The following is a 21,903-nucleotide window of genomic DNA, read 5'->3' as shown; positions in this document are numbered from 1 at the left end:
CTTGGGCCGATCGTCTCGCCTCCCAGAATTCTTCGTCGCTACATTCTAAACGGCGTACTGGCACCAACGATCCCCCGAAACCTATATCACGGAGATCCAGACGAACGGCGAAGACGCGGGAGTGCCAGATTAGCCCTTGCCGTTCCTACGCCGGTATGATCCGGATCAGGTTCAAGGGTCTGGCTCATTACCATCTCAGCACCGTCCGATGCGCCCCTCGGCGAGATGGATCTTGGTGAGTAAGAACAGGGATGTCAATTGCCCGCGGCCCTCAGTTGGATGTTAAGCTCTGTAATCACACGGTGAAGCGGCGTCTGCATTGAAGGGAGGTGGAGAGTGAAGGGCGCGCGCCATAGCCTATCACTTAATAGCTATGAGCTTTTTAGGGAGCCGCTCAAGTTAGGCGCTTCTACTTGATGTGTCCCGGTCGCGCCAACGACCGGGCAATGTCGATGATGTCATCGCGAGATGCGGTTGGATCCTCTTTATTCCAGGCGACACCAAGCCCGATCTTGAGATCGACGCCGCGCACGGGTATAAGCTCGAAATTGCGATTCGGCAGTTCCTTCGTCCATTCCGGCGCGAAACCGATCCCAAGACCGGCTGAGACGAGCGACACCAGCGAGAAGGTATCGTCACCGCTATAGGCGATGTTGCCGGTCAGACCATGGGTCTCGAACATCTCGGAGAAATAGCGCTCGGAATAGGAAAGGTTCTGACGGGAAAAGGCGATGATCTTCTCTGAGCGAAGGTCTTCGATATCGATCTCGCTTCGAAGCGCCAGCGCGCTCGTCTTTTCGACCGCCAGCAGATAGCGCTCGTGCGCGATCGAGAAGAAACGCAAGGAGCCGATGTTTTCGACCGGACGGATGAAGCCGAGGTTGATCTGGCCGTTCTCGATCGACCGGATGATGTCACTGGTCGAGCCGCTCGTCACATGCAGCGCGACATCGGGAAACTTCCGGCCAATGCGCGCGAGAAACGCCGGCAACACCCCGATGGTCGCCGGATAGACGGTTCCGATCTTGATCGTGCGCGCCGCCTTGCCGGCAGCAGACCGCGCCACATCCATCGAAAGTCCGACATCGCCAATGATCCGCACCGCCCGATCGTAAAAGAGCTCCCCCGCCCGCGTCAGCTCGACCCGCCGCGTCGACCGCTCGAGCAGCCGGACACCCAACTCCTTCTCGAGCGCCTGGATGTGCGCGCTCAACGCCGGCTGGGCGATGCACATTCGCGCAGCTGCCCGATTGAAGTGCAGCTCCTCGGCCACAGCCACGAAATAGGAAAGCTGACGTAGTTCCATGTTCGGCTCCGCTCCCTAACGCCGGTTAACATTACAATTTGCACTACACTATGTTCCTATAGCACTCCATATCGTTCGTGGCTATATTTGTGTCTCTAGGGAACAATTTGTTCCCATGGAGACGCTCGCGAGACGATTGCAAGAACGGGCCCGGCAATTGGGCATTTCGAACGCCGAAGCAGCGCGGCGGACCGGGCTCGATGAACGTCGCTACGCGCACTACGCCTCGGGCCGCAGGGAACCGGACCTAGCAACACTTGTGAGGATTGCGGACGCTTTGGGGGCGTCGCCGAACTGGCTCTTGGGAGTGACCCTCAGCACTTCGGTTGACCCCCAGCTTGCGGCCCTTGTGGAGCGCTTTGCAAATGCCACCAACGGGATGACCAAAGGAGAGATTGAACTCTGCGTCATTCAGGCTGAAGCCATCGTCGCTGCCAAGGCGCGCAGGTAACCAATTCCCGTGGACTGCATGCGAAGGCGCGTCCAAAGTGAACGGCCACGTTGTCGCGTCGCTCGCATTCTCGCCTTGCGCGAGGTCTTCAGAGTCGCGCTTGCGCGTCTAGCCCGACTCTGGCGCAAGTTGCTAATACAGCCACCAATCGTAGTGCATCAAAGTACAACTTGTAACACTTGATCCGAATGTCGAGCCAGCAGAGGTATGCATCAGGCAGAGATTGCCGGTTCGCGGGCGCCTGCCCAACGCGCCCGTCGCACTACCAGCGCATGCTCGCCTTTTCGTGGCTACTCCCGCCCAGTTTATTGCAGTTTATTGCACAGCTCCGCGGCAAGGTAGCCGTCCATTAGCGTTGGTTTATGGAAAAACCTTGCACAACGACAATGCCAATCTGAACGTCAGCTTACGGGGGTGAGGTATTCATTGCCCACATTGCCGGTTGACTGACGGTGGTCCTGTCAATCTATGCTCGCGTTGAAGCCGTCCTTTTGGGGTAACTTCGTGTTCACGCCAGAAGGCGCGCCTCGTGCATGAGAGGAACATTTCTCTGTTATCAACACTTCTTCATACTGTTGAGATTGAGCGATCGCGCTCGACAACTTCTAAGCGATCTGGTTGCAGACATTGCCCTTGATGTTGCAGCTTGGATCGACAGCAGAGAGGAGCGACGAAGGCTCCGCAACCCAACGCTCGATCGAAGTCACCCCAGCGATGCCTGTAACTCCCACAAGGACCATCAGGGCTGGCGCATCACGCAGTAGCGATCGTTGCCGACGTAGCGGAATTCTGCGGTGCTGATGGCGCATGTCTCCCCCTATGCCATCGCGGTTGCAAAGGGATTGAAAGGCAAAGTTGCAAACGCGCACAAGTAACACCTAACATAGATAACCCTTGTAGTTCCGAATGACCGCCCCCAGGCCGCTGAACACGCCTCGTTGACTCTCGCGACAACGAGAACATAATAACAACATTCAAATGAAGTACCGAAAATGTGCGACCGAAGGCAGCTCAACAAAAAAGACCGAAAGCGGCCCTGTCACGCACCTCTGCGAGTATCCAGGCTGCAAGAAGTGGGGAGGTTTCGGCTTCGCCAGCGGGAGAGCGGAGCCGAACTGGTTCTGTTTTGAACACCGACCTGAATCGAAGAAGGCCAATGCCTAAGGGCGGCGCATGGTGGCTGTCCGAGCTCGTCTTCAAGGTGCAGATCGAGTGTGAATGCGGGCTCAAGAAGCGATACGACGCCAAGGCCCTCCTGGATCGCATTGGCGATCAGTCGATGCCAGCGCTTCTACCCCGGCTTGCTCGCGCCAATGGCTGGACCAAGACGGAAAACCAGTTCCGCGATCGCTGCAAGCTTCACTACACCCACATTTTGCCGTCGGAACAACCTGCCTCCCGACGGCCCCGGCCGGCAGTAGCGCGGCGCCGGCCGGGAAGCCAGAGGAAATCACCTTCGCCAATCTACCCGAATGGTACGACCTATTTTGCCATTGCAAACGTTGCGGGTGCGTGCGCCGAATAGACCGATATGAACTCGCTCGCCGCTTCGGCAAGACGCAGTCGATTCTGGGCCTGGAGAGGCGCATGCGTTGCAGGACCTGCCGGAACAGCGACGGCAATACGATCAAGGTCGGAAAGCTCAAGCGCTAAGCGTTGGCGTCCAGTCGGTGCGGCGCCACTGAAATTTCGGCTGGTAGGGTTCGGTTATGGGTTGTACAGCTCCCGTGCGGCGGCTTTGCAGATCTTTCGCCAAACGCTTCCGCCAAGTAGGGGTATCCGGAGCAGTTCGGCCGATGGCACATTCTTCAAATCTTCTGCCGTCTCAAATCCGAGGATTTTGAGTTCCTGAAGGAGCCAAGGGTGTAAATTCAAGTCTGAGAGCTTTGTGGTCATGCCCGCATCAGATCAGGCTTCTGCACCTCGCGCAATTTGTAGGATTCGACATATCTGCGCGGAACCAGTCGCCACGATGGCGGTTTACAATACGAGCCCGAGTGGTCCCCTTCCCCCAGCTAGGGTTCGTTGGAACAGTACCTCTCTCTTTGGCCCCTCGTGACGGGGGCCATTTCTTTGAGGAACCTTTCGGACGGCACCCCGTTATTACGCTTACCGATGATCCAGGATCCCTCCGGGTCAAGGTGGAGCTCCATCGACGTAAACGGGCGGAGGTGGGGCTCTTCTTTTGCCGCACTTCCTGCAGTCGGTTTTGCTACGTTAAAACTGCAACTTCTGAAATATACTTGAACGAGTGCAGAACGGTCGCGGCACGAAAGAGGATCGAATGGCTGCCTATCACCCAAGCGATGGATGAACATACGTGAACGTCCAGCTAAGCCACTGGGCGGGCAGAGTAATTGTCAATCTAGGACTTAAGTCTGACTCTTTTGAAAATGGTCCGAATTGCGTTGCCAAACCTAAGTGGCTTTGCCATTGCTAGTTGAGCGTCAAACCGCACCATTGACGCTAGGCCTCCAGAGCGCGCTACCCGCCCCAAGCACTGCCGCGCTCTGGGGGCCGCTGCGTCAGTCGGTCCGCATTGACGCCAGGTGGCAGCGATGTACGCTGCCAGTCATGTCCCTCACCACCGCCTTCATCTCCGAGCTCGTCTGGGCGGCCAACCAGGTCGAACACCTGACCAACTTCGAAAAGCGCCGGCTGCTCGAGCGTGCGGTGGTCACCATCCGTGAAATGCGCGAACAAGTTGGCATCCCTCAGAGCAAGACCGAGGTGGACCCGGTGATCGACCTCCAGACGACTGCGGTGGGCATCGAGCTTCGCACGCATAATCAGGTAAAGGCCGCGCTTCTTGATGCGGCCGACATGATCCGGATTCTGCGGATTATCCTGGATGGGAAGGAGTGAAGGTCGGCATCATTGGAAGCGAAAGCGAGGAAGCACGTGCTGGGAGGCCTCATGAAGCTCCCAGGTCAGCGTCGAGCGCATTGCCTCAATTGGGCGCGTTCCAGCCCTGTCGATCAGAAACTGTAGCCACCAAACTCGATTTCTTCGCCGAAACGGTCGATAACCATCGCCTTTAACTCATCATCATAGAACTCTCGGTAGCTACGTTTGCCGCTGGCGTTCCGGTGGTTCAAAGAAATATATGGCAAATTCAGATCTCGACAGAGTGTTCCAAAATCCTCCTGAAGGGCCTCAAATCTCAATACGCGGTCGATATCTCCGTCCAGCTCGCCTTTGTCTGAAAGACATGCCATCTCCCGGAAAGTCCCCTCTGTCTCAATGATCCGAATGAATTCATCCCGATTGAATTCAGGAGACGCTCCCTGGGCAATTCGGTGTGGAGAGAAGTAAGCGCTGACAAGCCTAGCATATGGGTTTCTTAAAACGGAGAATTTAAACAGTCTTTCAAATACATCCTTCGGGATTCGCTCTCTGTACTGACGAAGCGGTGTGTGTTTATTTGTCCCGTAGCGGCGACTGAAAATACCAAACCGGTCTACACCATCCTGAAACGATGAATCTACTGTCTTCTCGTCCTCCGACAACGACAAGAGTGCTTCGTTGATTGAATTACCCCCGCTTTTCCCGCGGTGAATAAACAAAAAATTGTATTTCTCTGAAATCATGCCGGCTTTCCCCTCAAAATTGAGGGGACGCTAACTCATCCCGCGCATTGGAGCAACTATCGCCTCGGCTGCCCTCCTCCGCTCTTGTTAGGGGTGCGAAACCAGGCCCCATAAGCAGCGCCGGAACAATAAGAAACAAGCGATCTGCAGCAACAAAAAAGGCCCTCCCCAATTAAGGAGAGGGCCTTGATTAGTTCGACGTTCGGCGGCTGGAAGTTCTGGTCTCGAATACGCGATCCATACGCTCCGTCAGCCCTTCAATGCGGTTGCCGACACCTTCGATGGCGCGAAGCAGTTGCGCGGTCTGCTCCTGAAGTCCAGCCTTAGTGGCGAACGTTTCAGAGACATGCAACTTGTACGCAGCCAGATCAGCGCTCGCCTTCTCAGCCTTGTCCTCGGCCGAGTTGATCTTGCTCTCGACGCGCCACCACACACCCGAGATCGCGCCGAAAACGGTGATGATGAAGCCTACGAGCTCAGCGGTGATGTTCATGGACGGACCCCAGATTGCGGATAATGATACGTTGTGCTCTCATTGATCGTCGCAACTTCTGGAGACGTTTCGTGTTCGAACAGCAAGAGATCGGAATCCCCTGCCCCGAGTGCGGCGAGAAGACCGAAAAGAGCATCGCTTGGATAAGGTCGAACGATAACTTCGTTTGCGATGGTTGCGGATCCGCTATCAACGTCGAAGCGGACAAGCTCCTCTCCCGAATCAAGAAGGCCGAGCAAGCCGTCGCGAACTTCAGGAAGTCGCTTGGCAAGCCCGGAAAGCGCCGATAGCTGGGCCGGCAGTCCGCCAGCGTCCAGTATGAAACTTACAGCTTTGGTCGCCATCAAACACCACCCCGCAGTGCGTCGTCACGATCGACTGTGAGCGCAACGAATGGCCCACGGCTTTCGTGATTGACTGTATAGGTTTCTGGCTCTCGGTCAGAACTTCTGCTTTGCCCGCTTCGGCATAAAGTAGGTTCGGATATTGACGAGTGCTTCGGCGACGTCAGCAGCATCCTGGCGGGTCGCTTTCCGTTTTGCCTCGCCGAGCCTGCGGATGGGCGCGACGATATCGCCAGTCCCGGCATGACCTCGAAGGACCGGCTGCCAAAGCCTCGGCGCGTACCTTGTTCCTAGCAGAAAGCAGAGGTCCCAATCGAATGGATCAAAGGTCTGATCATCGATCCTGGTGAACTTGGGCCGGTGGTCTTTCGGTGTTTCGGAAAGGCTGGCCGAGATGCGGTTATATTCCGCAACGATCGTCTGCACGGCCCGATGTTCGGTTGTTTCCATCGGCATATTCAGGGCCTCTGGGCCGGTTAGCTCCGGGATCCACTGACGTGGGTCGATGAACTTTGGGCCGATGATGAGAGCCGTGAGATAGCCATCGAGACCGCTCATTGACCAGATTGGCGATGCCGGACGACGTGCCCTGATAAACGCCTCGAACGCCACATCATCAAGCTTCGGTCGTGCGGTCGTCGTCCCCTGGCTGTTGTGCGTCATGCCGCCCGTCGCTCCTGCTCTGTCAGCGCCTCGCGCTCAGCCTTCCAGTTCCACGGCAAAAGGCCCTCCATCTCGCTGGCTTTCACTTTGCCGGAGATGATGCGTTCCAGCACATCGGCTAACCAGGCCTCGGGGTCAACACTATTGAGCTTTGCTGTGTTGACGAGCGATGCCAGGACCGCGAAGGTCTTGCCACCGCGCTCATTGCCCACGAACAACGAGTTCTTCCTCGTCAGGGCCACCGATTTCATCGAACGCTCGACCACATTGGAGTCCACTTCGATCCGACCATCCTCCAGGAAGGCTGCCAGCCCGCTCCAGTGATTGAGCGTGTAGGAGACGGCCCTGCCCAGCGCCGATTTTGCCGACACCTCGTCGCTCAGTTCGGTGAGCTGGACCTTCAGTTCGCTCATGATGGGTGCTGTCTCGCGGCGCCGTACCGTAAGCCGGGTCTCGGCACCTTCGCCGCGCAGTTTCGCCTCGATGCGATAGACCTCGGCGATCCTGGCCAAGATCGACAGCGCCTCCGAGGAGCCGGTCAGCTTGACGACATCGACGAACTTGCGTCGCGCATGGGCAATGCAGAAGGCCAGCCGCATGGGGGCGACATTGCTCTTCCCCCGGCGTTTGGCCAAGGTTTTATAGGCTTGATAGCCATCGACTTGAAGCACGCCGGCAAACGACGACAATTGCCCCTCGACCTCACGAGCGCTGCGGCTTTCGGCAAAGATATAGGCCACTGCCGGCGGCGCCGGACCATTCCATGGCCGATCGTCGACCGCCTGCGCCCAAAGTTGGCAAAGCTTGGTGCGTTTGCGCCCCGGATCGAGCCGCGGAAGCGGCGTCTCGTCGCAGAACACCCTCGGCTGGGAGCGGATGAAGGCGGTAAGTGCGTCGTAGAGAAGCTCGAGCCACCAGGCGACCCGCGTCACCCAGGCGCCAAGCGTGCCGCGATCGATGATCACGCCGCAGGAGGCAAGCATCTGCGCCTGGCGATGCAGCGGCAAATGCCAGGCAAACTTCGAAACGGCGACATGGGCAGCGAAGGCTGTGGTCACCATGCCGCCGTCCATCACACGCGCCGGCGCGGGCGCTTGCACGATGACGCTTTCGCAGGCCCGGCAGGCATAGCGCGGCCGGAGCGTCCGTTTGACCCGGACAACCGCCGGCACGATGTCGAGCGCCTCGCTGACATCCGTGCCGATGCAATGCAGTTCGAACGAACAGCACGGGCAAAGCTTGCTCTCCGGCTCGATGACCTCGTCATACCGCGGAAGGTGCTTGGGCAAACGGCCGATGTTACGCGACGGCGCCCGTCGAGCCTGCGTTGTCTCCTCGGCGACGGGCGCAACATCATCATTGGCCGCCTCGGGAATGTCGCTGAGATCGCCAAGATCGAGCGTCACCTGCGCCGGGTCGAGCGTCGTCATTTTCTCCGATTTCGGCCCAAAGAGCTGCTGCTCCAGGAAGGCAACGCGCGCCTTGAGGTCGGCATTCTCTGCATCGAGCGAGAGAATGATCCGGCTCAATTGCGCGGCATCCTGAGGCAAGGGGTCGGGTCGAAGCGGCATGGCAGACCCTACCATACAGGCCTGAATCTTCAAGCAAAACCAATAGGATCAGCCTGCTTTCGTCGGCCGCTTTACGGCGTTTCGTTTGACCCGCGTCCAGTCAATGCCGGCAAGCAAAAGCGAGAACTCCTGGCTACTCATTTGCATCCCGCCATCGCGGATCGGCGGCCAAACGAACTTGCCCGCCTCAAGCCATTTCGTCGCCAGGATCATGCCTGATCCGTCCCAATAAATGCAGCGAAGGCGATCGAGACGCTTGGCGCGGAACACGAACACGTCGCCACAATAGGGATCAGCCGAAAGCGCTGACGCCACCAGGGCCACCAGACCATTCATGCCGCGCCGGAAGTCGACCGGCTGTGTCGCCACCATGATTTTCACGCCATTCGGCGAAAGTCCGATCACCGGCGTGCTCGCAAAGCCGCCACCATCGCCTGCGCCAACTCGGGCGCCACCGAGCCGATCACGGTCATGCGTGCCCCGGCAAACTCGATCTCAATACGACCCGCGGCGTAGTGGGCGACATCCGATGGCGAGCTCTCGGGAGACGTTCGATCGCCAACCACCGTCACCGGCACGAACATGGCCTGCTGCGCGCAGGTCTTGGCAAAGCGACGAAAGGTCAGCCCAGCTTCCCGACGCCAGACGTTCAGCAAGCCGCGATTGACGCCCCAGCGCCGGGCAACGGCCGAGATGTTCACGTCGGGCTCTGCGCTTTCCGCAAGGATCCGCGCCTTCTCCTCGTCAGTCCAATTCCGCCGCTGGCGTCGACCGGTGATCACCTCGATCCGACGATACTTTCCCTCATGCCTGGCTTCATGCATGCCTTCATCCATGACTTCAAGCATGGCATCAGCGCGATCTCCAACCATCCCGTTCCGCTCCTATCGATGAAGGAGCTTATCTCGCGGCCTCAATCACAAAAGGAAAGGTGGGATGTTCGTCGCGCTCACGATCGACTACGAAATCGCGCAGCGCCAGGTGCCGGCGATAGCACTCCAGCAGGCGCCGGCGGTCAGTGATCCACAGCCGCTCAAGTTGCGCCTGCGCAAGAGCGCCCTCGCCCAAGGGCGGCGCGGTCGTAGCCGCGGCTGTCGATGGCGCTATAGATGAGCCAGAGCGCGAATACGGCAGCCAGTGCGCCAAGCACATAGCCGGCGGGCTTACTGAAGCCAATCATGCGCGCAGCCCTTCAAGGCATAGCTCGAGTTCGCCCATGCGGTTCGCGTCGCCGAACTCGCGCTGAAGCTTCAGCACGCGCACGACCTTGCCGCCTGCACGATTGAACCGTGTCACCGCCTCGCACGCGCCGCGGTGGTCGCCGGCCTTGGCCAGAAGTGCCGCAGTCGAGTTGCAAATGGCGCCGACGCCGACGTTGTAGGATGCCGACAGCAGCGACGCCTGCAGGCTAAGCGGCAGGCCGGTGTATCCAGCGATGCACTTCGTCAGTGGCTGATAGAAATCCTGCTCGACGCGATTCAACAACATGGCGTCGCACTCGGCATTAGTCTTGACCATGCCAGGCTTCACGCCCTTGGTCTCGCCGTCGCATATCGTCCAGACGCCGACGATGTCAGGGTACGCCTTCAGCGACCGCTCCTCCCACGGCTGTATCAGCGCCGTGATCGCAAGCGAAATCGCGCCGGCGGCGCCCGCAAGCGCCTTCGCGGCTCGTTTACTCATTCAGGTCTCCTGTGGTGGTCGGTAGCGTATCGACTGGTAGCGGTCCCGAGATAGACGGATGCTCCACGCATAGCGAAGCACCGCCCGCTAGTTGGCGATCGGGGTCATTGTGATTTTCCTTGTGGGAAAGGGCCAAAACGCAGATTTGAATAAGCGTCGACTAATCGACTCTCGGTTGCTGTCCTGCTCTATGTGCTCACTGGCAAACATCAGTGAGGTCTAAAATGTTGCTATCGAGGGAAAAACGAATCCTATTTGTAAAGGGCGTTAAGGTCGCCGGCACGTCGCTTGAGGCGCTGCTCGCGCCCCAACTCGAAGGCAGTGCGGTTGTTACGCCGATTTTCCCCCCTGGGCCGGATAGCCACATCCCGCGAAACCACGACGGTTTCTTCAACCATATGACCGCCCTTCAGATCCGCGACGTCTTGGGGGATGAGTTCTTTACCTTGACAAGGTTCGGCGTCATCCGAAACCCATTCGAGAAGATCCTCTCGTTTTACTTCATGCAGCTGGACCGCAGCGGCTCGTCCTATTCACTGGATGACGCCATTTCCGACTGTCAACCGGAACAGTCCCGCTACTGCGACGAGAGCGGGAATCTGCTCCTAACCGACGTCTTGCGCTACGAAAGCCTTGCAAGTGATCTTCCGCGCTTTCTTAGCCGTTTCTCGCTCTCGGCTGATGGCTTTGGGGATATCGGCCTCAAGCGCGAACATCGCCGCAATTACAGCGGACCTCCGGTGCGATTCACCGACGACCAGTGGGAACGCGTTGCGGAGAAATTTACGTTCGACCTGTCTTTCTACGATGAAGAAAATCGCAGCTATTGGCGGACAACAGCTGCCGCACCGGCGGCAAATGTTTTGGTAGCTTCGTAGATCTGTAGGGCGTCTTCAGAGTTGAACTTTCTGTCAGGGTGCATGGTTGGATTACGCCAAGCATCCTTGACGCATCGGAATGCAGCCCGACCTCGGACCATGCAGTCTTTTCAGAACCAGACATCATCTTGATTTTCGTATCGAGTACCTCGGTAGCCTTACTCCACACGATCGGTTCTCATACCTTGTTCAAGATGTCTCCACCCGCCTCGGCGACGACCTTACGAAGAATGAACTCCATGGCCCGCATCAAATGAAACACCGCCGCGGTATTGCGGTTGAATGCCAGACATCGGCCCGCTTCTGCCAGATCGTCCATAGCATCAGGAAACTGACCCCCGGTCACTTCCCTGAACGCAGTCGACGCCCTCTCAAAGAGCACAACCTCTTTGGCATTTAGAACGAACACGCTCGGAAGGGCGTCTATGTCGAGGTAACCCATCGCCACGGCAGGCTTGGAGCCAAACGCGCCCCAATTTTGCGCTAGCCATTTCCGCCCTGCGGAGCCCAGATGACCGTCGTATTTGGGGATCAGATTGGCGTGCAAAATGGCCTGAATCCGACCCTTCGTTCGGACAAGCTGCGCCAGCACACCCATGCGCTCGGCAATTTGTCGCCGCCGCACTGTCGTACTATCGTCGGCCACCCATACCTCCGGCAGCAGGCCACCGGCGTGGAGCCTTGCTAAGGTGGCGGCGTCAACTTTGTCTGACTTGACCCGAGCCCAGGCGATGGCCTTCACGAGACGGGGAGTTCGCCACAATGACGCGTTTCACATATGGCCGTAAGAGCCGTTCGACCGCCGTGCTGTTACCGGTTGCCTCGATCACGACCTCGTCGTCCCCTCTTAGTGACGCCGCAAATCGAAGAAATCGATCTCGGACGAGTTCGACGCGCCGCTCGCTGACGATGCTGCCGTTGTCCAAAATCGCGACTTGGGCGAACGAACGATGAATGTCCATTCCAACCACGCGCATGTTTCATCTCCTTCCGGTAGTGGGAGCCGGTGGAAAACACGACATCTACGGATTCGCACTCGCAGCGCAGCCGGGCAAGTCGTAGGGGCGGCCAAGTAACAACTCGAGTTCGCAACTCACTGTCAGGACGGCCTGCCACCGTTTCATGCTCCCAGCGCCCCTATCCCGGTGCCCGATCGTACCTCATGTATTTCTTCGGATCACCGAGGGCGCCGCAAACACCATACCCTTTGACAATGCTGCCGAGCGGGCACTGCGAGGCTTTGCACTTGGAAGGAAGTCATGGCTCTTCGCACGGGTTTAACGGTTTAACTTGTCATCGCCCCGACGCACCTTTGTACCTCCTGGGCGCGGCGGCAGAAGAACCCTGAGCATTGAAGACCTTAGCGCTATGCTGGCCACTTGCGCTACGCAAGAGATCTTCACGCCCCACGCCAGACGCGGGGAGATGGCGCGCACGATCTCGCGATCATGCTGGAGGCGATCACGCGATGAACAATTCGACGTTGGGCGCGAAGTCAATGAGCCCAGCGCGTGATAGCCGGGTGGCAATCTCTAAGCCTGGTCATTCAACCCCATGAGCGCAGCACCAGTAAGACCGTAAATGCGGCACGGTCAAAGGCACCAGCATCCCTTGGTGAAGTTACAGGCTGCAATGCCTCTATTGCCGAGGCTACTATTTCTGCAGGAGCCATCGGAAAGTGCGCTCTAACCCCTCTTCGAACTGCGTCTGCGGCTCCCATCTTAGCGACTGTCGCGCACGGCCCACGTCAAGTACGCTGATAGGGACATCAACCATACGCCCTTCGCGGCGGATCACCCGACATCGCCTGCCCGTGACAGTTTCCAAACTTTCGATGACTTCATTGATAGTACGCGCGACTCCGCTTCCAATATTGAATATTTTGTCCTCACCGACGTGCTTTGCGGCTAGAACCAGCGCGTCGGCAACATCCTCGATATAAACATAATCTCGCGCGACGCTACCGTCGCCCCATACTTCCACCGGTTGATCTGAAAGCATCCGACGGAGGAACGCCGCAATGACACCTTGATTTTTAGATGCTACTTGGAACGGCCCGAATGGATTTGCAATTCTCACAACTCGGTAGTCGATCCCGTAGAGGTAAGAGTATAAGTGAAGGTAGCGCTCAACCGAGAGCTTAGAGATTCCGTACGACGTCAAAGGCCAACAAGAAGCATCCTCCGGGGTCGGAAGTATCTCGGGAATTCCATATATTGTACCGCCCGAGGAAGCAAAAATGACACGTTTAACATTCTGCGCTCTGCACACTTCCAGCATTTGAAGGGATCCGGTGACGTTCAACCTGACATCCGCCACCTTGTCGACGTTCGCGCTCGCGGGCGTCGTAGCATTCACAAGATGAAAGACAACATCACAACCCTCAATCGCCGCGGCTAAACTTGATGGGTCGTTGAAATCCCCTTGAAACCAGTCCACATCCTTCAATACCTCTGGGAAGCTCTGGCGGCGTCCAAACGCTTTCAAACCTGCGACCTTACCTTTCAACTTCCGACATAGATGGGTACCTATAAAGCCACCTCCTCCAAGAACGACACATCTCATGTCTGATAAGGGACCAAATTCCATTTCTTGACCTATGCTAATTGTTGTGCGGTATTGCTCGATGGCGTCGCAGCGCGCAAGTTGTGCTCGCAATCTTGCGCTCGAAACATAGACTATCACGTTTTCCGTGCATTAGCCCGGCGGTCCGTGAGAGTTGATATTCCTAACCCAGTTCCGCATCAAACGAAGAGTGCCATCGCCCAAACGAGCAGCAGCCGAGTGCGAGCCGACGTCACTATAGAAGCAAACCATGAGACGTTGTGCCTGCGTGCTCGAAATAAGGTGTGCGTCAAGGAGACCTAAGTCGCAAACTATCGGCTCCGACGAATGCATCTTTGCGGCACCTGCCGATCTCGTTCAATGCCCTTCGAATGAGTTTCATGTCTTGGTTAGTGAACAATAGCTTAATCCTCGAAGCGTCTGCGATGGGCTACCGCAAACTGACTGCTAAACGATTAGGCATGGGCAACTTTAAGCAAAAAACTGGAGTAGAAAACCACCTTGTCGGCGATGGCAAATATCGCCGGTTTGGCTGCAAGGCAATACCTACAGAATGGAGTGCCCCCCATTTCGCCAGACAAGTCAGCTATTGAGACAATGCTTTGATGAATTCCCTTGGGGATGCCATTTTCAGCGCTGAATGCGGATGGATTTCGTTGTAATCCTCGATCCATCCATCGATGTTCCGGAGCGCTGTGTCGGCGTCGGGAATGGGTGAGATACGTATGTAGTCGCGTTTCAGGGTTTTGACGAAAGCCTCCGACATACCGTTTGATTGAGGGCTGGCGACCGGCGTGAAGCACGGGACCAGATTGAGGGCCTGAGCAAACAGCCTGGTTTCCCTTGCTGTGTAGGCGCTGCCGTTATCGGACAGATGTTCGATGGCATGTGGGGCACGCGTGCCACCGAAGCGTTTCTCGACTGCTTCCAACATCATATCGCGGACGTCAGAACCGGAGATCCCGGCATTGGCGACCGCCGCCCACGAGATGATCTCTCGATCAAACGCGTCGATGATAAAAGCAAGGCGGACCACCTCGCCATTCCAGCAGGTGAACTCCAGGCCATCGGAGCACCAACGAAGGTTCGACCGCATCACCATGACCTTGCCGTCGTGGACGCGGCCCTTGCGCACGGCGGTGTGCTTCTCAAGGATCATGGCGTGGTTGGCCATGATGCGGTGGACCCGCTTGCGGTTGACGACCGGCTGATCGGCGGCCCGCCGCTGCCTGTTGAGAAGGGCAGCGATCCGCCGATAGCCATAAGTTGGCCTGGCATCCACCAGCTTGCGAATGGCAGGCAGCAGCTCGGCATCGTCCGCTTTGAGGTAGGGTCCGCGAGGCTTGGACTTGCCCTTCAGACGTTCGGAGAGATTAGAACGCGACACGTGTAAGGCCTCCGCCACCGCCTTCATCGGGAACCGCCCTTCGGCAACAATATCGGCCGCGATATCGGTTTTTTTGACTGGGCTTTGGAAAGGGCTTCGCGAAGAATCTCGTTCTCCAGCGTCTTGCGTCCGAGAATGCGCTCAAGCTCGCGCACTCGATCTTCCAGCTTCTTCACCTCAGAATTGCCGATTACCGGCTCGTCGGAGTCCACCGCCACCGCACCTCCCTCGCTCAAGAGCCGACGCCAGCGATAGAGAAGGTTTGGCGCAACTCCATGCCGCCGAGCCGCAGAGGAAACCGTCTCCCCTGGGGCATAGCTCTCCTCGATGATCTGTGACCTGAGACCCTGATCTTCCTCCAAATTTTGGTAGAGTCCGTCACGGCGAGGAGACGGGCATGAAGCATTCACGGTTCACGGACGAACAGATTATCGGGATTTTGAAGGAGCAGGAGAACGGCTTGAAGACGGCCGATGTCTGCCGCAAGCACGGTATATCCGAGGCGACCTTCTACAAATACAAGGCGAAGTTTGGCGGCATGGAGGTTTCCGATGCCCGCAAGCTGAAGGCTCTGGAAGATGAGAACGCCAAGCTGAAGAAGCTGTTGGCCGAGACCATGCTCGATAATGCCATTTTGAAGGATGTTGCCGCAAAAAAATGGTGACGCCCGATGTGAAGCGGGATGCTGTAGCTCATGTCTGCGAGAAGCATGGTGTGAGCCAGCGTCGGGCGTGCGAGGTTTTGTCCATTGATCGGTCGAGCGTGCGATACCGCAGCATCCGGCCCGATGACGGTCATATCCGTGAAGCTATGAAGATGGTGGCGTCCGAGCGCCGTCGTTTCGGTTATCGGCGCATTCACGTCATGCTGGATCGGCAGGGGATCGTCATGAACCTGAAGAAGCTCCGGCGTCTCTATCGGGAAGAGAAGCTGACCGTGCGCAAACGTGGCGGTCGCAAGCGTGCCTTGGGCACGAGACGGCCTTTGGCATTGCCGTCGCGTCCCAATGAGCGCTGGAGCCTCGACTTCGTCAGCGACGCTTTCACGGATGGTCGTCGCTTTCGGGTCCTGGCTGTCGTTGACGACTTCACCCGCGAATGCCTGGCGCTGGTCGCCGACACATCGCTCTCAGGGGTGCGGCTTGCACGGGAACTGGATGCCATCATCGCCCGGCGCGGAAAGCCACGGATCGTTGTTTCCGACAACGGCACGGAGATGACGAGCATGGCCGTTCTCAAGTGGTGCCAAGGCACGCGCGTCGAATGGCATTACATCGCACCAGGCAAACCGATGCAAAACGGTTTCGTGGAAAGCTTCAATGGCAGCTTCCGTGACGAATGCCTCAACGAAACCCTGTTCTCATCGCTGGCACAAGCGCGGATAGACATCACCGAATGGAAGGAGGACTACAACCGAAATCGACCACATTCCTCTCTGGGCAATATCACGCCCTATGAGTTCGCAATGAAAATCGTTCTGGAAAAACAGGCCGCATGAGGCCAGATTGAAAACCCAAGACTCTCCCGAAAACTGGAGGGAACAAGGGTCTCAGGTCATCTGCAGTTTGCGTTCCGTTGTCCAGCGCCGCCGCCGGACGTCACCGATCATCAGGTCAACCTGTCGAAACTCGTTAGACATAAGCCTATCCTCAAGCCTGTGCTTGAGCCTTCCTGCTTATGCTGAGTGTCCGGTCGAAAGTGGGGGCAGTTCACAGAAACGTATGCGACGTCCACGCCCCATCGCTTTTTCGGTTGCAGCGATCTGAGGTTATCTACGAGCCGTCAAATGAGCTCACCGAAGAGTACCTGACGAGCTCATTGTGAGGCCTTGATGCGGGCGGCATAGGCCCATGGCATCAGGGCATCGATGTCTTTGGCGAGGTGGCCGTTTGCGAGGCGGGTGAAGAGGTCGCACAGATAGGCGTAGGGCTCAACGCCGTTCATTTTACAAGTGCCGATCAGGCTGGCAAACCGGGCCCAATTGCGGCCCCCTTCATCGTGCCCCGCAAAGAGCGCATTGCGGCGGTTCATGGCCGGTCGGCGGATCGCGTTTTCCACCAGGTTGGAGTCGATATCGACGTGGCCGTCGTCCAGGAACCGCCGGAAGCCGTCCTGTCGCGTCAGCATATAGGCCAGGGCTTTTCCGAGGTCAGACTTGCGTGAGACGCGCTTGGCTTGCGCTGCCAGCCAGGTGAAGAACTCGTCCACCAGCGGGAGGGACAGGTCCTGTCGAACTGCCCGGCGATGTCCGGGATCTGAGCCCCGGATACTGTCTTCGATCTTGTAGAGCGCGGCGATCTGCACCAGCGCCTCGTCGACGATGGGCGATCCGCTCTTTGGCGTGGCCTTGATCAGCTTTCTGCGCCCGTGCGCCCAACAGAAAGCCAGCTTCAAGGGATCGCCACCCATCCGGTCCGACGTGGCGAGGTGAGAGTAACCACCGTAGGCATCCACCTGGATTGTGCCGTTGAAGCCGTCGAGGATTTCAGCGGCATATTCGCCTTTACGCCCGGGCCGGTAATGGAACACCACGCCCGACGGCGCGGAGCCATTCCAGCCGCGATCGTCACGCAACACGGCCCATAGATAGCCGGTCTTCGTCTTGCCTCGCCCCGGATCCAACACCGGAGCCGTGGTCTCATCGACATAGAGCCGCGTGCTTTCCCACAGCAGCCGTTTTGCCATGTGGTCGACCACCGGTGCGATTTCGCTGCCCGTCCTGCCCATCCAATCGGCCAGAACCGTGCGGTCTATCGGCACCCCGTGTCGCGCCATGACCTCGGCCTGCCGGTTGAGCGGCATATGTTCGGAATGCTTGGAGACGGCAATCTCAGCCAGAAGGGCTTCCGTCGGCCAGCTCCCTTCCAGCAGATGCGCCGGCGCTCTGGCCTGGACGACGCCCGTTCGACCCTTGGGGCAGGCGTATTTCGGGCGGATCGTGACGATCACCTCGTAGCGCGCCGGAATCCGGTCGAGCCGTTCCGTCCGGTCTTCGCCGATCCGGACCATATTGCCGCAACCGCAGGGACAAACGATGCTCTCGGGCTCGATCACTCTCTCGACCCGCGGCAGGTGTTCGGGCAGTGCACGGGCCTTACGCTCCTTGCGAGGAACGGCCTTGTCCGGATCGGATGCGCTGGCTTCGATCTTTTTCTCGACGGCGGCGATCCGCGCCTGTGTTTCGGCAATTGCCGTTTCAAGGTCTTCCAGCGCCAGTTCCATCTGCGTCGGATCGAGCTTTTCCGATTTCGGCCCGAACTTCGTGCGCCGATAGTCGTGAACCTGACCTTCAAGCTTCTCGACCAGTTCCTTCAGCTCGGCGATGAAGGCGTCCTTTTCGGCAACCACAGCCTGCTCATGCTGACGTGCAGCACGCTCGACCGACAGTTCGAACTGCATCGCCGCAAACGCCTTCACCACCTCTGGCGGAAGGTCCGGAAACAGGCTGAGATCAAGGGGCGACGACATGCGGCCTTATAGCAAGGCAGCACAAAAAAGCCAAATAAAACAATGCAAAGACCGTCGGATATTCACCCTGCCGCCGACGGCGCGATCACCCGTTGCGCCATGACTCGCCGCCAGTCGAGCCCCTCGAACAAAGCCTCGTATTGCCCCCTGGAAAGGCGCATCGTCCCATCCTGCACCTTGGGCCAGGCAAAGCTTCCATGTTCAAGAATTTTGTAGGTCAGCACCATGCCGGTGCCATCCCATACCAGGATTTTCAGACGATCACCGCGCTTCGACCGGAAGATCACCGTCACCCCGGAATGCGGGTCGAGCTTCAACTCGGTCTGCACCATCAGAGCCAGCGCCTGATGCCCGCAGCGGAAGTCCACCGGCCGCGTTGCAATCAGGATCGGCAGTCGTTGGCCCGCGACGATCATGCCGTCCCTCGCATGGCGCGCACCAAAGCGGCCACACGTTCAACCGGCACATCGACGGGAACCCGCATCACAACGTCCGGGCCGATCGTGAGCGTCAAGACTGACGAAACCGCCTCCCGCAGTTTCGGCGGCGCCAAAACATTCACCGCCTCGCTCGGCTCTGCCGCAATCGCCAAAGGCACAAATGCAGGCTCGGCATCGCCGCTCTCCGACAGGCCCGGCATAGACTCAAAAGGCAGCGTCAGAATGCCCTCGCGCACTTGCCGGCGCCACAAGGAAAGCTGGTGCGGAACAACGTCATGACGGCGCGCGACATCAACAACACGAACACCAGGCTCAAGGCTTTCCGCCACGATCCGCGCCTTCACATCATCTGGCCAACGCCGGTTTCCGCGGCGCGGCTCGACAACTTCGTAGCGCCCAACAAATCCATCATCTGCCATGCAAATCTCCAGATAGTCCTGGAAACCTTCTCGCACGCCCGGCCAGCCTCAAAATACAGCCTATCCAATGGGGCGGAGACGGCGCTTACACAGAAACTACGTTTCGTAGCCACGGCTCGGCCACAGATGTCTGCGCCGTTAAGCGCTACGAACCTTCCAATGAAGAGATCTTATGGCTAGCGTCAGCGCCGACGCCGAGCTCTGCTTGGCTGATGATGCACGCTTCTTCAGCTTATGCTGTCTTTAACGCTGGCGATGAAGAGCGAAAGTATCCCCCACGCAATCAAAAAACCAGCAAAGGCCAGCGCCGTGTACGGCAGAGTCCTCGGATAACTTGCGCTGTCCGGTTTAGAAGGGCGCACGACGGTTACAAGATACAAGTCCTGCTGCTCCAACTTCTGTCTTACGCGCTCATAGCCGCTACGCGCTAGTTTATACATGTATTCTGAGAATTCCGATTGAATCGTCAGCAGCTCGAAATCCCTGAGTTGCGACGAGACAGTACCTGCGGCTCCATGCCCTGTTAGCATTGTGTTGAGCTTTTGAAGCTGGGCTTCGACGGCCGATAGCCGGGCACGAATCTGAATTTCACCTGGCTTGTTCGCCAACCGCATGGATGCCGACGTGGCGAGTTCGTTCTCTAATGCAGTTTTCTGTAGAGTAAGTTCCGATATCAACTTGAGCGTTTGCTTCGCAGTTTCGACGGGATCGATCGTCTGGTTCGACTGCTGAAACTTTAGCATCTCTGACCTTGCCTCAGCCAATGTTCTGCTGGCAAAATCGACCTCCTGCTTTGCCCGCATCACCGCATCATTCTTGCTTCGAAGTGAAATTGCGTTAATGAGCGACTCGCTTCTTTGGATAATGTCTGACGCCAGTGAAAAAGATTCGTTGGGCGAATAGGCTCGTACACGCAGAGTGAGGATTCCCGACATTGAATCGACGGACGCGGTAACGCGTGATTTCCAGTATTGCCACATCTGCTCCAAATTTTCGTCCGCCGCCAACCTCGACAGTACGTCGATATCGGCCCTACCATATAACTGTAACAGCTTCTCTCTGCCGCCGACATCCTCAATGACTGATCTGCTTTTAATGTAATCCATGACTATCATCGAGTTTTGGGCGCTGTCTCCGGATCTGCCTATGCTTAGCTGCCCAAGGATCGAACTCCCGGTTTTTTCAACGCCTGCCGGCTGGATCGCATCACGAACAGTAAGCTTCGCCTCCGACACGAACACACCGGACGCTATGAAGGCGAAATAAATGAAGGTGGCCACGGTCGGCGCCAAAACGAAGAGCAGGAAGCTTTTGAAAAGGAGCCCACCTCCCCGGCCAAACGCTGCGACGTCCGCCGAAGGCACAAGCCCTGAACCAATCCTTTGGAGGGGTCTGGCGACCGCCATTCCCAAAGTACTGATCACTGCGCTTACCCGGCGCACTTCTTTGCCGACTGGGGTCGGCTTCGGACCTTGGTCGACGTCGGTGTTAGCGCTGATGGAGTTCCTCAAAGATCTCAACAAAGGCGCCTTCCGTGATCGTTCACTATTGGTCACGGCTACCCTCGAATACAATTTGCGCTTCGCCATTTCCCGTCTGATCGCTGAGGGCCACCGCGATGGCCTCTGATGCGAACGAATACAATGCCATATCTTCATCTAATATGTCCGCAATCATTCCAATTTTCCTCAGAATGACCGCGAGATCGTTAACTCCCGGCACGCTCTCAAATTGGACGCGATCGAAAATTGGAACGCCGATCAAAGTATCCGCCAAGACTGCGAAGTCGGCTAATCGTTCGCGCGTTCCAACGAGATCAAAGTGCGAGAGATTGTCCAGTGCTATACTTACGTTTCGCCGCTGGACCTCTTCTTCAGGGTAGCAGCCGAAAGCTGCAGTCATCGGCGATCGCAGAAGGTTGTACTGCTCCGGCGCCAAGCCTCTGAAAGCAGCCAGGATCGATCGATCATCCTGGAACTCCACAGTCTCCACGATATCCAGCAAAACGGAATGATGTTTCAAAAATGGATGCAATCCAGCATTCTTGGACCACTTCTTCATGTGCGCCAAAGTCAACAATCGTTCGGCAAGTTCCTCAAATGGATCCCTTAAGATGGCGGTTGTAAGAAAGCCGCGCTCCCTCAACGGACTACCATGTCGTTGCCAATTAGGATAACCAGAAATGAACAAAGATTGCGCATGCGCTCCAATTATTGATGAAGTAGTTTCAAGAGAAAAGCGCTCGATTGCCGGATAGGTCAGATCGAACAATGCCATCATTTCTTTCAACAATTTAACTTGCGGAAATGCGCCAACTTCCATCAACAGGAGCTTTTTCGGAACCGCTGCTCCAAACACATTCCGGCGGAAAATAGCAAGGTTGCTTTCGGCCTCGACAAGCGTAATTTGCGGAACATCGGGAAGGTCGTCTATCAACGATCTGTCGATCTGGAAACCGGCAAGGCCGGTGCTGTGAAGACCATGGTCCTTTAGGTCCGGGCGGAGCACGTTTGCCCTAAAAGGGATGGGTTCGCGACCTGGAATCTTGATGACCACCTCCGGCACCAAAGACGGATTATCCAATACGATCCAACCTGCGATCATGTCCCCCTGATCGGTATCAATAGCGAAGTACATTTGTTGTCG

At 57.3% G+C, this 21,903-nt stretch carries 26 protein-coding genes, 1 pseudogene and 1 riboswitch; of the genes and pseudogenes, 9 read left to right on the top strand and 18 right to left on the bottom strand.

Translation table 11 applies throughout. The annotated features are described in order from the left end of the window. Positions 1–125: 125 nt before the first annotated feature. Positions 126–228: riboswitch (TPP riboswitch) on the bottom strand. A gap of 181 nt (positions 229–409) precedes the next feature. Beyond that, positions 410–1,306 carry a LysR family transcriptional regulator gene (locus PWG15_RS24750; RefSeq protein WP_275026714.1) on the bottom strand — a complete coding sequence of 299 codons (897 nt, stop codon included), beginning with the start codon at positions 1,304–1,306 and terminating at the stop codon, positions 410–412. A 115-nt stretch (positions 1,307–1,421) separates the two neighbouring features. Between PWG15_RS24750 and PWG15_RS24745 the strand changes: the two genes are divergently transcribed. The 4 genes from PWG15_RS24745 to PWG15_RS24725 all read left to right on the top strand — a co-directional run bounded on the left by PWG15_RS24745 (position 1,422) and on the right by PWG15_RS24725 (position 4,622). Then, positions 1,422–1,757 carry a helix-turn-helix domain-containing protein gene (locus PWG15_RS24745; protein WP_275026713.1) on the top strand — a complete coding sequence of 112 codons (336 nt, stop codon included), beginning with the start codon at positions 1,422–1,424 and terminating at the stop codon, positions 1,755–1,757. A gap of 978 nt (positions 1,758–2,735) precedes the next feature. Beyond that, positions 2,736–2,921, top strand: a complete 186-nt coding sequence (locus PWG15_RS24740; RefSeq protein ID WP_275026711.1) for an EsV-1-7 cysteine-rich motif-containing protein — start codon at positions 2,736–2,738, stop codon at positions 2,919–2,921. Continuing rightward, positions 2,914–3,282 (top strand): hypothetical protein, encoded by a 369-nt coding sequence (locus PWG15_RS24735; protein ID WP_275026710.1) that lies wholly within the window; start codon positions 2,914–2,916, stop codon positions 3,280–3,282. The genes PWG15_RS24740 and PWG15_RS24735 overlap by 8 nt, the downstream gene beginning before the upstream one ends. A gap of 1,049 nt (positions 3,283–4,331) precedes the next feature. After that, the gene (locus tag PWG15_RS24725; RefSeq protein ID WP_275026708.1) at positions 4,332–4,622 is read left to right on the top strand and encodes a hypothetical protein; all 291 of its coding nucleotides are present in this window, start codon (positions 4,332–4,334) and stop codon (positions 4,620–4,622) included. A gap of 113 nt (positions 4,623–4,735) precedes the next feature. On the opposite strand, the gene PWG15_RS24720 is transcribed toward PWG15_RS24725, so the two are convergent. From PWG15_RS24720 to tnpA (PWG15_RS24690), 7 genes are all read right to left on the bottom strand, one after another. After that, the gene (locus PWG15_RS24720) at positions 4,736–5,347 is read right to left on the bottom strand and encodes a sulfotransferase family 2 domain-containing protein (protein ID WP_275026706.1); all 612 of its coding nucleotides are present in this window, start codon (positions 5,345–5,347) and stop codon (positions 4,736–4,738) included. A 190-nt stretch (positions 5,348–5,537) separates the two neighbouring features. Next, positions 5,538–5,840 carry a hypothetical protein gene (locus PWG15_RS24715; protein WP_275026705.1) on the bottom strand — a complete coding sequence of 101 codons (303 nt, stop codon included), beginning with the start codon at positions 5,838–5,840 and terminating at the stop codon, positions 5,538–5,540. Next, positions 5,837–6,184, bottom strand: coding sequence for a hypothetical protein (locus tag PWG15_RS24710; RefSeq protein WP_275026704.1), 348 nt, complete (start codon positions 6,182–6,184; stop codon positions 5,837–5,839). The genes PWG15_RS24715 and PWG15_RS24710 overlap by 4 nt, the downstream gene beginning before the upstream one ends. 96 nt (positions 6,185–6,280) lie before the next feature. After that, complete coding sequence (locus PWG15_RS24705) at positions 6,281–6,847, bottom strand: UPF0149 family protein (RefSeq protein WP_275026702.1); 567 nt, start codon at positions 6,845–6,847, stop codon at positions 6,281–6,283. Further along, positions 6,844–8,418 carry an IS66 family transposase gene (gene tnpC, locus PWG15_RS24700; RefSeq protein WP_275026701.1) on the bottom strand — a complete coding sequence of 525 codons (1,575 nt, stop codon included), beginning with the start codon at positions 8,416–8,418 and terminating at the stop codon, positions 6,844–6,846. The genes PWG15_RS24705 and tnpC (PWG15_RS24700) overlap by 4 nt, the downstream gene beginning before the upstream one ends. A gap of 48 nt (positions 8,419–8,466) precedes the next feature. Beyond that, positions 8,467–8,823, bottom strand: coding sequence for an IS66 family insertion sequence element accessory protein TnpB (tnpB, locus tag PWG15_RS24695; protein ID WP_275026700.1), 357 nt, complete (start codon positions 8,821–8,823; stop codon positions 8,467–8,469). Beyond that, positions 8,820–9,290, bottom strand: a complete 471-nt coding sequence (gene tnpA, locus PWG15_RS24690) for an IS66-like element accessory protein TnpA (protein ID WP_275026699.1) — start codon at positions 9,288–9,290, stop codon at positions 8,820–8,822. Before tnpA (PWG15_RS24690) ends, tnpB (PWG15_RS24695) begins: the two co-directional genes overlap by 4 nt. A 64-nt stretch (positions 9,291–9,354) precedes the next feature. Here tnpA (PWG15_RS24690) and PWG15_RS24685 point away from each other — a divergent pair, with 64 nt between their 5' ends. Then, positions 9,355–9,531, top strand: coding sequence for a hypothetical protein (locus tag PWG15_RS24685; RefSeq protein ID WP_275026698.1), 177 nt, complete (start codon positions 9,355–9,357; stop codon positions 9,529–9,531). A 63-nt stretch (positions 9,532–9,594) separates the two neighbouring features. Here the strand turns inward: PWG15_RS24685 and PWG15_RS24680 are convergent, their stop codons facing one another. Continuing rightward, positions 9,595–10,101, bottom strand: a complete 507-nt coding sequence (locus PWG15_RS24680) for a lysozyme (protein ID WP_275026697.1) — start codon at positions 10,099–10,101, stop codon at positions 9,595–9,597. Positions 10,102–10,325: 224 nt separating this feature from the next. Between PWG15_RS24680 and PWG15_RS24675 the strand changes: the two genes are divergently transcribed. Beyond that, on the top strand, positions 10,326–10,979 hold the full coding sequence (locus PWG15_RS24675; RefSeq protein WP_275026696.1) for a hypothetical protein: 654 nt from the start codon (positions 10,326–10,328) through the stop codon (positions 10,977–10,979). A 178-nt stretch (positions 10,980–11,157) separates the two neighbouring features. Here PWG15_RS24675 and PWG15_RS24670 read toward each other — a convergent pair whose 3' ends face one another. Continuing rightward, the gene (locus PWG15_RS24670; protein ID WP_275026695.1) at positions 11,158–11,625 is read right to left on the bottom strand and encodes a hypothetical protein; all 468 of its coding nucleotides are present in this window, start codon (positions 11,623–11,625) and stop codon (positions 11,158–11,160) included. Positions 11,626–11,677: 52 nt separating this feature from the next. Continuing rightward, on the bottom strand, positions 11,678–11,956 hold the full coding sequence (locus tag PWG15_RS24665) for a hypothetical protein (RefSeq protein WP_275026694.1): 279 nt from the start codon (positions 11,954–11,956) through the stop codon (positions 11,678–11,680). 232 nt (positions 11,957–12,188) lie between these two features. Here PWG15_RS24665 and PWG15_RS36590 point away from each other — a divergent pair. After that, positions 12,189–12,251, top strand: a pseudogene (locus tag PWG15_RS36590) (IS66 family transposase); the annotation flags it as partial. 381 nt (positions 12,252–12,632) lie between these two features. On the opposite strand, the gene PWG15_RS24660 reads toward PWG15_RS36590, so the two are convergent. Further along, positions 12,633–13,487 carry an NAD-dependent epimerase/dehydratase family protein gene (locus tag PWG15_RS24660; protein WP_275026693.1) on the bottom strand — a complete coding sequence of 285 codons (855 nt, stop codon included), beginning with the start codon at positions 13,485–13,487 and terminating at the stop codon, positions 12,633–12,635. Positions 13,488–13,924: 437 nt separating this feature from the next. Here PWG15_RS24660 and PWG15_RS24655 point away from each other — a divergent pair, with 437 nt between their 5' ends. Continuing rightward, positions 13,925–14,137: a hypothetical protein gene (locus PWG15_RS24655; RefSeq protein WP_275026691.1), complete on the top strand. Its 213-nt coding sequence runs from the start codon at positions 13,925–13,927 to the stop codon at positions 14,135–14,137. On the opposite strand, the gene PWG15_RS24650 is transcribed toward PWG15_RS24655, so the two are convergent. Further along, positions 14,131–15,293, bottom strand: a protein-coding gene (locus PWG15_RS24650; RefSeq protein ID WP_425536810.1) for an IS3 family transposase whose coding sequence is annotated in 2 segments (ribosomal slippage) — positions 14,131–15,011 and positions 15,011–15,293 — 1,164 coding nt in all. Because the reading frame shifts where the segments join, the coding sequence is not laid out codon by codon here. The genes PWG15_RS24655 and PWG15_RS24650 overlap by 7 nt on opposite strands. Before the next feature lie 35 nt (positions 15,294–15,328). On the opposite strand from PWG15_RS24650, the gene PWG15_RS24645 reads away from it, so the two are divergent. Continuing rightward, positions 15,329–16,428, top strand: a protein-coding gene (locus PWG15_RS24645; protein WP_275026689.1) for an IS3 family transposase whose coding sequence is annotated in 2 segments (ribosomal slippage) — positions 15,329–15,590 and positions 15,590–16,428 — 1,101 coding nt in all. Because the reading frame shifts where the segments join, the coding sequence is not laid out codon by codon here. Positions 16,429–16,745: 317 nt separating this feature from the next. Here the strand turns inward: PWG15_RS24645 and tnpC (PWG15_RS24640) are convergent. From tnpC (PWG15_RS24640) to PWG15_RS24620, 5 genes are all read right to left on the bottom strand, one after another. Beyond that, positions 16,746–18,398, bottom strand: a complete 1,653-nt coding sequence (gene tnpC / locus PWG15_RS24640; RefSeq protein ID WP_275026687.1) for an IS66 family transposase — start codon at positions 18,396–18,398, stop codon at positions 16,746–16,748. Between the two features lie 62 nt (positions 18,399–18,460). After that, the gene (gene tnpB, locus PWG15_RS24635) at positions 18,461–18,814 is read right to left on the bottom strand and encodes an IS66 family insertion sequence element accessory protein TnpB (protein ID WP_047637286.1); all 354 of its coding nucleotides are present in this window, start codon (positions 18,812–18,814) and stop codon (positions 18,461–18,463) included. After that, the gene (gene tnpA / locus PWG15_RS24630) at positions 18,811–19,257 is read right to left on the bottom strand and encodes an IS66-like element accessory protein TnpA (protein WP_275026686.1); all 447 of its coding nucleotides are present in this window, start codon (positions 19,255–19,257) and stop codon (positions 18,811–18,813) included. The genes tnpB (PWG15_RS24635) and tnpA (PWG15_RS24630) overlap by 4 nt, the downstream gene beginning before the upstream one ends. A 227-nt stretch (positions 19,258–19,484) precedes the next feature. Continuing rightward, positions 19,485–20,813 (bottom strand): KpsE/RkpR family capsule polysaccharide export protein, encoded by a 1,329-nt coding sequence (locus PWG15_RS24625; RefSeq protein ID WP_275026683.1) that lies wholly within the window; start codon positions 20,811–20,813, stop codon positions 19,485–19,487. Beyond that, on the bottom strand, positions 20,803–21,894 hold the full coding sequence (locus PWG15_RS24620) for a hypothetical protein (RefSeq protein WP_275026682.1): 1,092 nt from the start codon (positions 21,892–21,894) through the stop codon (positions 20,803–20,805). Before PWG15_RS24620 ends, PWG15_RS24625 begins: the two co-directional genes overlap by 11 nt. Between the last annotated feature and the right edge of the window lie 9 nt (positions 21,895–21,903).

Origin of the sequence: Ensifer adhaerens (genome assembly GCF_028993555.1) — a bacterium.
GTDB classification, from domain to species: Bacteria; Pseudomonadota; Alphaproteobacteria; order Rhizobiales; family Rhizobiaceae; genus Ensifer; species Ensifer adhaerens_I.
The sequence above is the reverse complement of the archived record's forward strand: the minus strand, read 5'-3'. Positions and strand labels throughout refer to the sequence as shown.

Bases quoted from the DNA above. Each gene is read 5' to 3' on its own strand.
- PWG15_RS24750 (WP_275026714.1), bottom strand. From the start codon at position 1,306: ATGGAACTACGTCAGCTTTCCTATTTCGTGGCTGTGGCCGAGGAGCTG.
- PWG15_RS24745 (WP_275026713.1), top strand. From the start codon at position 1,422: ATGGAGACGCTCGCGAGACGATTGCAAGAACGGGCCCGGCAATTGGGC.
- PWG15_RS24740 (WP_275026711.1), top strand. From the start codon at position 2,736: ATGAAGTACCGAAAATGTGCGACCGAAGGCAGCTCAACAAAAAAGACC.
- PWG15_RS24735 (WP_275026710.1), top strand. From the start codon at position 2,914: ATGCCTAAGGGCGGCGCATGGTGGCTGTCCGAGCTCGTCTTCAAGGTG.
- PWG15_RS24725 (WP_275026708.1), top strand. From the start codon at position 4,332: ATGTCCCTCACCACCGCCTTCATCTCCGAGCTCGTCTGGGCGGCCAAC.
- PWG15_RS24720 (WP_275026706.1), bottom strand. From the start codon at position 5,347: ATGATTTCAGAGAAATACAATTTTTTGTTTATTCACCGCGGGAAAAGC.
- PWG15_RS24715 (WP_275026705.1), bottom strand. From the start codon at position 5,840: ATGAACATCACCGCTGAGCTCGTAGGCTTCATCATCACCGTTTTCGGC.
- PWG15_RS24710 (WP_275026704.1), bottom strand. From the start codon at position 6,184: ATGGCGACCAAAGCTGTAAGTTTCATACTGGACGCTGGCGGACTGCCG.
- PWG15_RS24705 (WP_275026702.1), bottom strand. From the start codon at position 6,847: ATGACGCACAACAGCCAGGGGACGACGACCGCACGACCGAAGCTTGAT.
- tnpC (WP_275026701.1), bottom strand. From the start codon at position 8,418: ATGCCGCTTCGACCCGACCCCTTGCCTCAGGATGCCGCGCAATTGAGC.
- tnpA (WP_275026699.1), bottom strand. From the start codon at position 9,290: ATGGTTGGAGATCGCGCTGATGCCATGCTTGAAGTCATGGATGAAGGC.
- PWG15_RS24685 (WP_275026698.1), top strand. From the start codon at position 9,355: ATGTTCGTCGCGCTCACGATCGACTACGAAATCGCGCAGCGCCAGGTG.
- PWG15_RS24680 (WP_275026697.1), bottom strand. From the start codon at position 10,101: ATGAGTAAACGAGCCGCGAAGGCGCTTGCGGGCGCCGCCGGCGCGATT.
- PWG15_RS24675 (WP_275026696.1), top strand. From the start codon at position 10,326: ATGTTGCTATCGAGGGAAAAACGAATCCTATTTGTAAAGGGCGTTAAG.
- PWG15_RS24665 (WP_275026694.1), bottom strand. From the start codon at position 11,956: ATGCGCGTGGTTGGAATGGACATTCATCGTTCGTTCGCCCAAGTCGCG.
- PWG15_RS24655 (WP_275026691.1), top strand. From the start codon at position 13,925: ATGTCTTGGTTAGTGAACAATAGCTTAATCCTCGAAGCGTCTGCGATG.
- tnpC (WP_275026687.1), bottom strand. From the start codon at position 18,398: ATGTCGTCGCCCCTTGATCTCAGCCTGTTTCCGGACCTTCCGCCAGAG.
- tnpB (WP_047637286.1), bottom strand. From the start codon at position 18,814: ATGATCGTCGCGGGCCAACGACTGCCGATCCTGATTGCAACGCGGCCG.
- tnpA (WP_275026686.1), bottom strand. From the start codon at position 19,257: ATGGCAGATGATGGATTTGTTGGGCGCTACGAAGTTGTCGAGCCGCGC.
- PWG15_RS24620 (WP_275026682.1), bottom strand. From the start codon at position 21,894: ATGTACTTCGCTATTGATACCGATCAGGGGGACATGATCGCAGGTTGG.